The organism is Taylorella asinigenitalis MCE3 (assembly GCF_000226625.1).
GTDB classification, from domain to species: Bacteria; Pseudomonadota; Gammaproteobacteria; order Burkholderiales; family Burkholderiaceae_B; genus Taylorella; species Taylorella asinigenitalis.
In genome coordinates this window covers 672,746-684,851 of record NC_016043.1, presented here as the reverse complement: position 1 = coordinate 684,851, position 12,106 = coordinate 672,746, and the positions used below count along the sequence as shown (strand labels likewise).

Below are 12,106 nucleotides of genomic sequence, written 5' to 3'. Positions count from 1 at the left end.
TTATTCTCTCGCGTGATTAATGGTGTATTTAGGAATCTCTACCACTAGATCTTCATCACCCACAACCACCTGACACGATAGTCGCGAGTTAGGCTTAAGCCCCCATGCTTTATCGAGCATGTCTTCCTCGTCGTCGGTAGATTCGTTTAAATTATCGAACCCTTCTACTACATAAACATGACAAGTGGTGCATGCACAAACCATCTCACATGCATGTTCGATATCAACGCCATTATTAAGAAGATTTTTGCATAGCGAAACACCCTTTTGAGCATTTTCGATTACAAGCCCTTCTGGCAATAAAGTCTCATGCGGTAAAACTGTTATTTTAGCCATACTAGATTTCACTTAACTTACAGAATCAATAGATTTCCCTGCCAACGCTTTCCGTATCGACCTATCCATACGTCTAGCAGCGAAATCATCGGATAGAGGGGCAATTTCGGATTGTATCTTACGAATAGCCTCTAAATTTGAAGAGTCTATGCCACCTTTAAGCTTTGCTAAAAGAGACTGAAGCTTCATGCTCTCCTCCTCGCTTAGCAGATCGGAGTCTGCTTGCAATGCAGAGTTAGTGGCCTCGAATAGTTGAGAAGCTCCCAATACCTCTTCACGCTCTACCCTTATATTTGCATCGATTGTTGAGCTTTGAATACTATCTTGAAGCATGGTGGCAATGACCTCGTCGCTTAACCCATAACTTGGCTTCACGATAATACTTTGCTCTACACCTGAGCTCATTTCTCTAGCTGTCACACTCAATAGTCCATCAGCATCCACTTGAAAATCAACGCGAATACGTGCAGCCCCAGCAACCATAGGAGGAATGCCACGCAATTCAAAATGAGCCAAGGAGCGATTATCGTCAACTAACTCGCGTTCACCTTGCACCACATGGATTTTCATAGCTGTTTGACCATCTTTAAATGTGGTAAATTCTTGCGAACGAGCGACAGGTATCGTACTGTTTCTTGGAATAATGCGTTCTGTTAAACCACCCATCGTCTCAATCCCCAAAGACAAAGGAATTACATCCAGCAACAGCCAATCATCCCCAGATCGACTACCCACAAGCTTATCAGCTTGAAGTGACGCACCCATTGCCACAACTTGATCGGGATCGATATTCGTCAACGGCTCCATTTGAAAATAATCACCCACCATTTTTTGAACAATAGGCATACGTGTGGCCCCACCTACCATTACAACACCGCTAATTTCATCAGGCTCTAGCCCCGCATCCTTAAGCACAAAATTAACTTTATCCAACGTGCGATTCACAAGCCCATAGGCAATGTTCTCGAAATGCGATCGTGGATAATTCAAATCGATATGCAAGCCATCTGAAAGCTTAACCTGAAAATAAGCCCTCTGCTGTTTTGTAAGGCGCTCGCGAACAGTTTTAGCAATAGATAGAAGCTGTCTATGATCTTGAGCAGTAAGTTGGTCAGTATCATGGTGAGTGAGTACATCCTTAACAATAAGCTTATCGAAATCATCGCCTCCTAACTGCGTATCACCACCTGTGGCAATAACCTCGAATATCCCCTTCTGCAATCGCAAAATGGAAAAGTCAAATGTCCCACCGCCTAGATCATAAACGGCATATACGCCCTCAACGGCCTTCTCCAGTCCATACGCAATAGCTGCTGCTGTAGGTTCATTTAAAAGACGCAGCACATTAAATCCCGCAATTCTAGCAGCGTCGCGAGTGGCTTGCCTTTGAGCATCATCAAAATAAGCAGGAACCGTAATAACTGCATCCTGCACATCATGACCAAGAAAGTCCTTAGCTTGACTGCGCAAAGCTTTTAAAATCTCTGCTGAAACTTGTATAGGAGAAATATCTCCTTGGTTTGTAATAACACTTACCGTGCCTTCATTTTGAGATAGCCTATATGGCAATGCTTCCGCCATCGCCTCATCATAAGAGCGGCCAAGTAATCTTTTTGTAGATAAAAGTGTGTTAAAAGGATCTCGATTTTTAGCCTTAACTGCTTCACTTCCAGTGTGTACAGTACCATCCTTCAAATAACGGACAGCAGATGGAAATAATTTTTTTCCATCCGATGAAGGAATAACAGTAATTTCGCCATCTAGTACAGTTGCAATCAATGAGTGTGTAGTGCCTAGGTCAATCCCCACCGCATGTTTTATTGGTTTTTCATCGGGATCTGAAATCTGAAATAAGGTCATAATCTAGATTCAATTAAGCTTAATATCTTTTGAATATATTGTAGTTGCTGAAGTTTAGAAAATGCTTTTTCGTAATCAGCTTTATGATCAATAAGCTCTGTAATGCAGGCAATAAGATCGGATTTTTTTTCGTTTATTTCATTTGCAAGAGTTCTTAGCTTAGGTTTATCGTTTGAGTATTCCTCAAGCTGTTCATGCCAAAGCATCTGAGTTGCAAGAAACTCTCCACTTACTGGAGTATTAAGATTTATATCGTTGAGTTCGCACAAGTAAAAGCCCCTAGTAGCATCATTTTTAAGCTTGCTATAAGCTTCATTTATTAATGAAGCCCAGCTTAGGGCAACTTTTTTTTCTGAAGCAGAGGCAGTTGCAAATCTATCAGGGTGAACTTTTGATGTGGCTTCCCTCCATGCATTTTCAAGTTCAACTTCATCGATTTCAAATTTTTGCGGAACTTTCAAAAGCTCGAAGTAATTCATACCGTAAAGGACTCACCACATCCACAAGAAGCTTTTTCATTTGGGTTTTTAAATTTAAACCCCTCATTAAGCCCCTCTTTTACAAAATCTAATTCAGTTCCATCAATAAATGGAAGACTTTTAGAGTCAACAAATATACGGACACCGAAACTTTTAAACACACTATCGGCAACATCTTGAGAGTCTGCATATTCGAGTTTGTAGGCCATACCTGAACAACCCGAAGTCTTAACACCAACCCTCAGACCTAAACCTTTGCCTCGCTTTTCAATAAAGCTTTTGACATGCTGAGCGGCCCTCTCTGTAAGCGTAACAGCCATCTTAAGATTTACCTTCCTTTTTATGACGATAGTCATTGATAGCAGCTTTAATAGCATCTTCAGCTAAAATTGAGCAGTGAATTTTTACTGGTGGCAATGCCAACTCTTCTGCTATATCAGTATTTTTTATATCCATTGCTTGGTCTAAGGATTTCCCTTTTACCCATTCAGTCACTAAGGAGCTAGAAGCAATAGCGGATCCACAGCCATATGTTTTAAATCTAGCATCTTCAATAATACCTGCATCATTAACTTTAATTTGAAGTTTCATGACATCACCACAAGCTGGAGCACCTACCATACCAGTACCTACAGATTCATCTGATTTATCAAAAGACCCCACGTTTCTAGGGTTCTCATAATGATCTAAAACTTTTTCGCTATAAGCCATTTAAATTTCCTTAAATTAATGTTCCGTCCATTGCACAGTAGAGAGATCAATACCCTCTTGTACCATCTCCCAAAGTGGAGACATTTCTCGGAATTTATCGATTTTAGATTTCACTAATTGAATCGTATATTCAATCTCTTCAATGGTATTAAATCGTCCCAAAGTAAACCTAATAGAACTATGAGCCAATTCATCATCCCGCCCAAGAGCCCGAAGTACATATGAAGGCTCTAAACTAGCAGATGTACAAGCCGATCCGCTTGAAACCGCCACATCTCTTATAGCCATAATTAGAGATTCACCCTCAACATAATTAAAACTAATATTCAAATTATGAGCGATTCTAGACTGCATATCTCCATTTATATACACATCAGGAATCTCACTTAGACCTTCAAGAAGCCTATCTCGCATAGCTCTGATACGTGGAATTTCTTCATGCATTTCAGCTTTCATAATCGCAAATGCTTCCCCCATACCTACAATTTGATGAGTTGGCAATGTTCCCGATCTAAATCCTCTTTCATGACCTCCACCATGCATCTGAGCTTCAATACGAACTCTGGGCTTACGTCGTATGTAAAGAGCCCCCACTCCTTTAGGTCCATAACATTTATGAGCGGAGAAAGACATCAAATCAACTTTAAGTTTCTGTAGATCTATATCTACTTTTCCAGCTGCTTGGGCTGAATCAACATGGAAAATAATTCCTTTCTCTCTCGTAATCTCACCTATCTGTTCTATAGGCTGAATAACTCCTATTTCATTATTTACGAACATAACAGAGATAAGAATAGTATCTGGACGTATAGAATTCTTTAATTGTTCAAGATCAATAAGCCCATTTTCCTGAACGTCTAAATAAGTTACTTCATAACCTTGTCTTTCGAGTTCTCGCATAGTGTCAAGAACAGCTTTATGCTCAGTTTTAACTGTAATTAAATGCTTACCCTTGTCTTTATAAAAATGAGCAGCACCTTTAATCGCTAGATTGTTTGATTCGGTGGCTCCCGAGGTCCAAATAATTTCTCTTGGATCAGCTCCTACTAATTCGGCTACTTGTTTGCGAGCATTTTCTACTGCTTCTTCTGCCTCCCACCCTAAAGCATGAGTACGAGAAGCAGGATTTCCAAACTTTTCATAGAGCCAAGGAACCATAGCATCCACAACCCTTGGATCTACTGGGGTAGTTGAAGAATTATCTAAATAAATTGGGAATTTTAAATTTGGTGATGACATACTAACCGCCAAACCCTTTAAAAATTAATGGTGTATCTAAATTTCTGTTAGAGTCAAACTTGGATCTAAATTGAATATTTCTTTCTTCCAATTTAGATTTTTCGCTAGGACCCAATCGCTGATGATCCACTAGATCTTGAAGGGAAACAGAATCTAAATAGTCGACCATATGAGCATTCAGGCTACTCCAAAGGTCATGAGTCATACAGGTACCATGATCACGACCGTCCCGACCTGTAGTACAGGGTACTTTATTTCCGCAACCAGTTGCGTCTAAGGGCTCATCAACCGCAAATACTATATCAGCTACTGTGATTTCTCGGGGATTACGAGCAAGCATATACCCTCCTCCCGGACCTCTAACACTCTCAACGAGCTCATGACGACGCAATTTGCTAAATAATTGTTCTAAATAAGAGAGGGAAATATTTTGACGTGCACTAATAGCTGAAAGAGTTACTGGGCCAGAGTGATTTCTTAATCCAAGATCAATCATGGCTGTAACTGCAAATCGCCCCTTGGTAGTTAATCTCATATCCAATCCGTAATTTATGTATATATGTAATTATACTAAATATCCTACTAAATTACTAGGATATTAATACGAATTAGAATTCAGAGGACTGATAGAGACCTACTCTTTTACTCACTACCTCAAAGACACCTAAACAGGCATCGTCTAAGTAATCCATCATTTTATTAAAAGAGTCGATACCACCGTAAAATGGATCAGGAACAGTTGCTTCCTCATAGTCGTTAGCGTAACGCATAAGAAGCATTAGTTTATAGTGTTGACTTTTAGGTGATAGTTGTTGAAGGAATGTGAGGCACTCCCAATCCATGGCTAAAACCAAATCGTTATTTCTAATATCATCTAGGGTAACTTTCCTAGCTCTAATATTAGAAATATCAATTCCTCGTTTTCTACATACGTACTGAGCCCTACCATCAGGGGGCTCACCAATATGATAATCATGGGTCGCAACAGAATCAATTGATATGCTATCTTGTAAGCCAGCCTCTTTAACAAGATTGCGTAAAATGCCCTCAGCACTAGGTGAGCGGCATATATTTCCCATACAGACAAAAAGTACACTCGTTTTCATAACCGTAAGTTTGAATGAAATTCCTTTATAAATCAAGTATTATTCGTCGGAAATTAAGTCAGGCCTATACAAAGCTGTAATTCTTTTAGATTCTTTTAGACGCCAGGACTCAATTTCCTTGTGATTACCCGACAATAAAATCTTAGGAACTTCCATTCCTTCGAAAACTTCTGGTCTTGTGTAATGAGGGTGATCTAATAATCCATCAAGGGATTTTTGAAATGAATCCATAGAATGAGATTCAGATGAGTTAAGAACTCCAGGGATGAGCCTAACTATACAATCTATCATAACTAAAGCTGGTAGCTCTCCACCTGACATCACATAATCACCAATTGAAATTTGTTGATCAACATACTTATCAATAAATCTTTGATCAACTCCTTCATAACGTCCACAAATTAATATAAAGCCAGACGAACTTGCATACGAATTAGCTAAAGATTGATTAAATTTAACACCAGATGGAGAAAGATAAACTACTTTAGGAACTTCACATTCAGTATCTTTCGCTCTATCTTCTCTAACTGCCTCTAAAGCCAATTTTAAGGGTTCAGCCATCATGACCATACCTGGACCTCCACCATAGGGGCGATCATCAACTGTATGGTGAATATCGCTAGTGTAATCTCTGGGGTTCCAAGTTTTTATTTGCCATATGTCCTTATTTAAAGCTCGACCTGTCACACCAAGCTTAGAGACAAATTCAATAATCTCAGGAAACAGAGTGATTACGTCAATACGCAATGTCTACTCCATAGACCAATTAGCTAAGATTTTTTTATTTTTTATGTCAACCACTGGCACTATATCTTTTACAAAAGGAATTAAGATTTCGATTGGTCTACCCTTAGAATTGAGTCTAGGCGATAAATCGTCTTCAGAATGAATCTGATAAATATGTAAAAGTGTGTGTGCCCCACTTTCTGAAAGATTCTTCACAATGCCGATAAGACTTGGTTCACTTGAATTATTTGAATAAACAAAGCATCCAATCAAATCAATCCAATAAAACTCATCTGAGTCAGGCAAAGGAAATTCAGATCTAGATGCAAGAATTGAATATCCTTTTAATAGCAATGCCTGATCCCTATCGGTAATTCCTTCAAAACTAGCCACAATATGGCTGCCTATTAAAGTTTTTTGCAAAACATTGATAGACTTAATTGGCGTTATAGGATGTTCATCTTCGTCAAATTTCTGAAGATACCAGTTTTTGATTTTTACGAGCTGAGTATTCTCTTTAGAATGCGGAAATATTTTTACTTTTCCTCTAACACCATTTGCATCGGAAATACGTCCAACGATAACCAAATCTTGTGGTATCAGTTTTTCATTTGAATCGAACTCAGTATTTTTAATATTCATAAAATGCAAAAACCGCCACTCAATTAGGCGGTTTGATAGAGGAAATTCCTTAAAATTACTCTTCCGTTTTAGGCTCTTCTACTTTAGGTGCTTCCTCTGTTTTTGGTTCTTCAACCTTAGGAGCATCTTCAGTCTTAGGTTCTTCTTTAGGAGCTTCATCAGATTTTTTTGCTTTTGTAGCTTTAGAAGCCTCTTTAGCTTTAATGTCTTCATTTGAAGCTTCAGCTTTATCGCTTTTGCTATCCTTAATGATACGTTTTACAGCATCAGAAACCTGAGCACCAACTGAAACCCAATAGTCGATACGATCGTAGTTGATGCGAAGATTTTCAACTTCAGGGTTACCTACTGGATTATAAAAACCTAAACGCTCAATAAAGCGACCATCACGACGATTGCGTGAATCAGCTGCAACAATATTATAAAAAGGGCGCTTTTTAGAGCCACCACGTGATAGTCTAATCACGACCATAGGAAATTATCCTCTCTATTATTAAATTAAATTTAGTAAAGCTAATTATTTTAGTAAGATTCTTAATATTTATCAAGCCTTTGAATCTATTATGTAGCAAAAATAGAATACTACTTTCTGGAAATCCAATGCAAAGTGAACTCTTGTCCAACTTCTTGCTTAAGCAGATGATTTCCAGTCTGTTTACAAAACAATTCAAAATCCTGTGATGCATGCGGATCGGTTGTTTTTATACATAGAATTTGACCAGAATTAAGTTCAGCAAGTCCTTTTTTGGTTTTAAGTAAAGGCAATGGACATAACAAACCTGAAGCATCCAAAAAACTATCGTATTCCATATTTAAACCTTAGATTCAACCCATGTCTTAACTTCTTCTAAGGCTTTAGCTAAGGAGGATACGTCTGTACCACCACCCATAGCCATATCAGGGCGGCCACCACCTTTTCCTCCTAAAATCTGAGATAAGTGTGAAACTAGTTCACCAGCCTTAAATCTATCTGTTAAATCCTTACTCACTCCTGTGGCAATGGACACCTTTTCTTCATTTTTTAAGAAAATTGCAACAACACCAGATCCAATTTTTCCTTTTAATTGGTCGACTAAATCTCTTAAGGCTTTACTTTCTACATCATGCACTTCACAAGCCAAAACTTTTACACCAGAAATCTCCTGCATATGACTTAAGAGGTCTCCACTAGATAATGACACTAGTTTTTGTTTTAGATGAGAAATTTCTTTTTCTAATAGGCTCATCTGATCAAGCTGAGCTTTTACTTTCTGAGCCAAATCAATAGGATTAGTTTTAAGTAAAAAGGCAATTTCTGCAAGATTACTTGAAGAATTTTGTGCCCACTCTACAGATCTATAACCCGCAATGGCCTCAATCCTTCTAATTCCAGAAGCAACACCCGTTTCACTAACTATCTTAAATAATCCGATCTCACCAGTGTTGTCTACGTGCGTACCGCCACATAACTCTCTAGAATCACCGATTTGCATAACTCTAACTACATCACCGTATTTTTCACCGAAAAGCCCAATTGCACCAGATTTAAGGGCATCCTCATAATTCATAATTTCTGATTGAGTTTTTCTACCACTCAAAATCTGTGAATTTACAATCAACTCAACCTTTTTGATTTCCTCAGCTGTCATAGGACCAGTATGAGAAAAATCGAATCTAGTTTTTTCAGAATCTACTAATGACCCTTTTTGCTGAACATGATCTCCAAGTACTTCACGCAAGGCCATATGAAGTAAATGAGTCACTGAATGATGAGCCGTCACAAGAACTCTATGTTCAGGATTTACAAAAGCTTCTACTTTTTCCCCAACTTTAATAATACCTTTCTCTACTGAGCCATAATGACCATATACGGTTGGAGTTATTTTTCTAGTGTCAGTGATATTGATATTTAGATTAGTATTTGCATTTAACAAAACACCAATATCCCCGACCTGTCCACCAGATTCTGCATAAAAAGGTGTTTTATCTAAAACTATACACACTTCCTCTCCAGCAACAGCCTGATCGACCGATGTTCCTTCAACATAAATAGCTTGAACTTCAGAATCTATCTCTCTACATAAATCGTATCCTGTGAATTGAGTGTCCCCACCCGAATATGAAATATTCTCGAGAACCTTAAATTTTCCGCTGGCACGTGCTGTTTCTTTCTGTTTGTCCATAGCTTTATTAAAGCCATCAAGATCAACAGTTACACCTTTTTCCCTAGCAATATCAGCAGTTAAATCAACTGGAAAACCATAAGTATCATAAAGTGTAAAGAGAGTTTGACCGTCAAGGTTCTCCCCTTCTTTAAGAGACGAAAGACTAGACTCCAAAATTTTCATGCCATGATCTAATGTTTCTTGGAATCGTTCCTCTTCCTGCCTAAGAATAGAGCTTATTCTTTCATTCCACTCAATTAATTCAGGAAATGCTTCACCCATCTCTTTTGCTAAAGCTGGAACCAATGTATAGAAAAATGCTTTGTCCTGACCAAGCTTATGTCCATGTCTAAGAGCTCTTCTTATGATTCTACGTAATACATAACCACGACCTTCATTACCCGGGATAACTCCGTCAGTAATTAGAAAACTACAGGCCCTAATATGATCTGCAATAACTTTAAGTGAATTATTATTTAAGTCTTTTGTGTTTGTAGCTTCAGCAGCTGCTTTGATTAAATTTTGAAATAAATCTATCTCATAATTTGAATGAACGCCTTGAAGAACTGCAGCTATACGCTCTAAGCCCATACCTGTATCTACGCAGGGTTTTGGCAATGGATGCAAAACTCCGTCGCTATCCCTGTCAAACTGCATAAATACTAGATTCCAAATCTCAATAAATCTATCACCATCTTCTTCAGGAGAACCAGGAGGTCCACCCCAAATTTCTGGACCATGGTCATAAAATATTTCTGTACATGGACCACAAGGACCTGTGTCACCCATCTGCCAGAAATTATCCGATGCATAACGAGAGCCTTTGTTATCCCCTATGCGAATAATTTTTTCCTCTGGAACTCCAACCTTGTCCTTCCAAATTGAAAATGCCTCATCATCCTCAGCATAAACAGTGACTAGTAGTTTTTCTTTAGGCAAACTAAATACTGTAGTCAAAAGTTCCCAAGCAAAAGTAATAGCATCTTCTTTGAAATAATCACCAAAACTAAAGTTTCCAAGCATCTCAAAAAAAGTGTGATGTCTTGCTGTGTATCCAACATTTTCTAGATCATTATGTTTACCACCCGCACGTACACACTTTTGAGAAGTCGTAGCTCGTTTATAGGCTCTTTTCTCTTTACCTAAAAAAACATCCTTAAACTGAACCATACCAGCATTTGTAAATAAAAGTGTTGGATCGTTAGCTGGTATTAAAGGCGATGAAGTGACAATCGTATGATTTTTAGATTCAAAAAATTTAAGAAAATTATGGCGAATTTCAGAAGCTTTCATGTAAACAAATGCTAAGGAATTAAAACTTTTAATTTTAGCTTACTTTAACTCTCTCCAAACAACTGCATCAGCATTTTTATGTCTAATTCTTATTTGTGAATGCCTACCCTTGATGACTAAATATGGAGGATTTTGATAAATTTTCATAATTTTCTCTTTACCTCTATATGGGTCTAGAGAAAAAATCATTGGTAGCCCATCAATTACGTTCAAATCTGGAAATTCAAACCAAACTTCATTCTCTGTACTAAAAACTTGTTTAGGAAGAATATGTTGAGTGCCTTTCATATGCCAATCAAAATCATATGAATTCACATATCTAGGTGAATGCTGCCAACCTGGGAAAAACCTTTTCTTCATAAGCCAACTAGGTTGGCTACCACACGCTGCTAATGATAAAGATAAGGCACAAATAAAAAAACTCGGAATCAATTTCATAACTATATAGCTCAAATAAAAGAGTCTATATAATGCGAAATTTAACTATATTTTAAAATCCGTAAAGAGACGTACGGATATTTTTATCCATCATTATCTTCAGTATCAGCTTGAGAAATAAATAAATCAGCAAAGAATTTGCTTTCGGGAAGATTAGTTTTCTCTACAAGTGCATCTCGTGTAATTTCTAGAACAAATGGCGAACCACAAGCATATACCTCAAATCCACTTAGGTCCGAAAAATCTTCTAAAACTGCATCACTAACATTTCCTGTTCTTCCAGTCCAACCGTCGGAACTTTCAGGTTGAGATACTACAGGAATAAATTTTAGCCACTCATGCTTAGAGGCAATATCATTGCAAAAGTCCATCATATAAATATCATGTGGTCTTCTTCCGCCCCAATATAGGGTTGCCTCTCTTTGAATTCCTGATTCAATCATATCTTCAATAATAGCCTTGATTGGTGCAAAGCCAGTACCCGTTGCAATAAAGACTATGGGTTTATTTGAATCCTTGCGTAAATAGAAAGTTCCGAGGGGTCCCTCTATTCTAAGGATTTCTCGAACCTTCATTCCAGTTCCGTCTTCAGCAAAAACATGATCTGTAAAAAGCCCTCCACTCATATGACGTATATGAAGTTCTATTTTTGAATCCATAGGTTCTTTTGATGCCAATGAATAAGAGCGTCTCACATTATTTTTCAAAAGAATATCTATATATTGACCAGGCAAGTATCGAAATGGTTCCGTAGCAGGTGTCTGCAATTTAATTTGCATAACATCATCTGCTAGCTTGTTTAATTCAGCTACACGTACTGGTACTTTTTTTATTTCGATATCACCTGCTTTTTTAACGTCTGTTGGGTGAATGACCATGTCAGATAATGGTATAACGGAACATAGTAAAGCATACCCTTGTGTCGCTTCTTCGTCAGTAATTAAATCCTCAGCAGAGTCAGCAAGTTTATAGTTTCCTGATACCACTCGACCCTTACAAGTACCACATGACCCAGTTCTACAGCTATAGGGCATAACTATCTTATTTTCGAGAGCAGCATCGATAATATTATTACCCTCATTAACTAAAAATTCATCTCCAGTAGATTCAATTACGACTTTGTGTGCCATAC

14 protein-coding genes and 1 pseudogene are annotated in these 12,106 nt (G+C 37.9%); all 15 read right to left on the bottom strand.

Going from position 1 to position 12,106, the window contains the following annotated elements:
* On the bottom strand, window positions 1-336 hold the full coding sequence (fdx, locus tag TASI_RS03350; RefSeq protein ID WP_014111352.1) for an ISC system 2Fe-2S type ferredoxin: 336 nt from the start codon (window positions 334-336) through the stop codon (window positions 1-3).
* A 12-nt stretch (window positions 337-348) separates the two neighbouring features.
* Window positions 349-2,196: a Fe-S protein assembly chaperone HscA gene (hscA, locus tag TASI_RS03345; protein ID WP_014111351.1), complete on the bottom strand. Its 1,848-nt coding sequence runs from the start codon at window positions 2,194-2,196 to the stop codon at window positions 349-351.
* A complete protein-coding gene (hscB, locus tag TASI_RS03340; protein WP_014111350.1) occupies window positions 2,193-2,675 on the bottom strand; it encodes a Fe-S protein assembly co-chaperone HscB in 483 nt (160 codons plus the stop codon). Before hscB ends, hscA begins: the two co-directional genes overlap by 4 nt.
* Window positions 2,672-2,995: an iron-sulfur cluster assembly protein IscA gene (gene iscA / locus TASI_RS03335; protein WP_014111349.1), complete on the bottom strand. Its 324-nt coding sequence runs from the start codon at window positions 2,993-2,995 to the stop codon at window positions 2,672-2,674. Before iscA ends, hscB begins: the two co-directional genes overlap by 4 nt.
* A gap of 1 nt (window position 2,996) precedes the next feature.
* A complete protein-coding gene (iscU, locus tag TASI_RS03330) occupies window positions 2,997-3,386 on the bottom strand; it encodes a Fe-S cluster assembly scaffold IscU (protein WP_014111348.1) in 390 nt (129 codons plus the stop codon).
* 15 nt (window positions 3,387-3,401) lie between these two features.
* Entirely contained in the window at window positions 3,402-4,625 is a 1,224-nt protein-coding gene (locus TASI_RS03325) for an IscS subfamily cysteine desulfurase (protein ID WP_014111347.1), read from the bottom strand.
* Window position 4,626: 1 nt separating this feature from the next.
* Window positions 4,627-5,160, bottom strand: a complete 534-nt coding sequence (locus TASI_RS03320; protein WP_044978013.1) for an Rrf2 family transcriptional regulator — start codon at window positions 5,158-5,160, stop codon at window positions 4,627-4,629.
* Between the two features lie 73 nt (window positions 5,161-5,233).
* A complete protein-coding gene (locus TASI_RS03315; RefSeq protein WP_028883867.1) occupies window positions 5,234-5,731 on the bottom strand; it encodes a low molecular weight protein-tyrosine-phosphatase in 498 nt (165 codons plus the stop codon).
* A 39-nt stretch (window positions 5,732-5,770) separates the two neighbouring features.
* Window positions 5,771-6,478, bottom strand: coding sequence for a tRNA (guanosine(37)-N1)-methyltransferase TrmD (trmD, locus tag TASI_RS03310; RefSeq protein WP_014111344.1), 708 nt, complete (start codon window positions 6,476-6,478; stop codon window positions 5,771-5,773).
* Window positions 6,479-6,481: 3 nt separating this feature from the next.
* Entirely contained in the window at window positions 6,482-7,099 is a 618-nt protein-coding gene (rimM, locus tag TASI_RS03305; protein ID WP_014111343.1) for a ribosome maturation factor RimM, read from the bottom strand.
* 214 nt (window positions 7,100-7,313) lie between these two features.
* A pseudogene (rpsP, locus tag TASI_RS07990) lies at window positions 7,314-7,571 on the bottom strand (30S ribosomal protein S16); the annotation flags it as partial.
* Between the two features lie 110 nt (window positions 7,572-7,681).
* Window positions 7,682-7,909, bottom strand: coding sequence for a sulfurtransferase TusA family protein (locus TASI_RS03295; RefSeq protein WP_014111341.1), 228 nt, complete (start codon window positions 7,907-7,909; stop codon window positions 7,682-7,684).
* Between the two features lie 2 nt (window positions 7,910-7,911).
* Complete coding sequence (gene alaS / locus TASI_RS03290; RefSeq protein WP_014111340.1) at window positions 7,912-10,536, bottom strand: alanine--tRNA ligase; 2,625 nt, start codon at window positions 10,534-10,536, stop codon at window positions 7,912-7,914.
* Between the two features lie 39 nt (window positions 10,537-10,575).
* Window positions 10,576-10,974 carry a TrbG/VirB9 family P-type conjugative transfer protein gene (locus TASI_RS03285; protein WP_044978011.1) on the bottom strand — a complete coding sequence of 133 codons (399 nt, stop codon included), beginning with the start codon at window positions 10,972-10,974 and terminating at the stop codon, window positions 10,576-10,578.
* 83 nt (window positions 10,975-11,057) lie between these two features.
* Window positions 11,058-12,104 (bottom strand): CDP-6-deoxy-delta-3,4-glucoseen reductase, encoded by a 1,047-nt coding sequence (locus tag TASI_RS03280; RefSeq protein WP_014111338.1) that lies wholly within the window; start codon window positions 12,102-12,104, stop codon window positions 11,058-11,060.
* Between the last annotated feature and the right edge of the window lie 2 nt (window positions 12,105-12,106).

Coding starts and splice junctions, on each gene's coding strand:
- fdx (WP_014111352.1), bottom strand. CDS start 336: ATGGCTAAAATAACAGTTTTACCGCATGAGACTTTATTGCCAGAAGGG.
- TASI_RS03320 (WP_044978013.1), bottom strand. CDS start 5,160: ATGAGATTAACTACCAAGGGGCGATTTGCAGTTACAGCCATGATTGAT.
- TASI_RS03325 (WP_014111347.1), bottom strand. CDS start 4,625: ATGTCATCACCAAATTTAAAATTCCCAATTTATTTAGATAATTCTTCA.
- hscB (WP_014111350.1), bottom strand. CDS start 2,675: ATGAATTACTTCGAGCTTTTGAAAGTTCCGCAAAAATTTGAAATCGAT.
- iscA (WP_014111349.1), bottom strand. CDS start 2,995: ATGGCTGTTACGCTTACAGAGAGGGCCGCTCAGCATGTCAAAAGCTTT.
- TASI_RS03295 (WP_014111341.1), bottom strand. CDS start 7,909: ATGGAATACGATAGTTTTTTGGATGCTTCAGGTTTGTTATGTCCATTG.
- iscU (WP_014111348.1), bottom strand. CDS start 3,386: ATGGCTTATAGCGAAAAAGTTTTAGATCATTATGAGAACCCTAGAAAC.
- TASI_RS03285 (WP_044978011.1), bottom strand. CDS start 10,974: ATGAAATTGATTCCGAGTTTTTTTATTTGTGCCTTATCTTTATCATTA.
- hscA (WP_014111351.1), bottom strand. CDS start 2,196: ATGACCTTATTTCAGATTTCAGATCCCGATGAAAAACCAATAAAACAT.
- alaS (WP_014111340.1), bottom strand. CDS start 10,536: ATGAAAGCTTCTGAAATTCGCCATAATTTTCTTAAATTTTTTGAATCT.
- TASI_RS03315 (WP_028883867.1), bottom strand. CDS start 5,731: ATGAAAACGAGTGTACTTTTTGTCTGTATGGGAAATATATGCCGCTCA.
- rimM (WP_014111343.1), bottom strand. CDS start 7,099: ATGAATATTAAAAATACTGAGTTCGATTCAAATGAAAAACTGATACCA.
- TASI_RS03280 (WP_014111338.1), bottom strand. CDS start 12,104: ATGGCACACAAAGTCGTAATTGAATCTACTGGAGATGAATTTTTAGTT.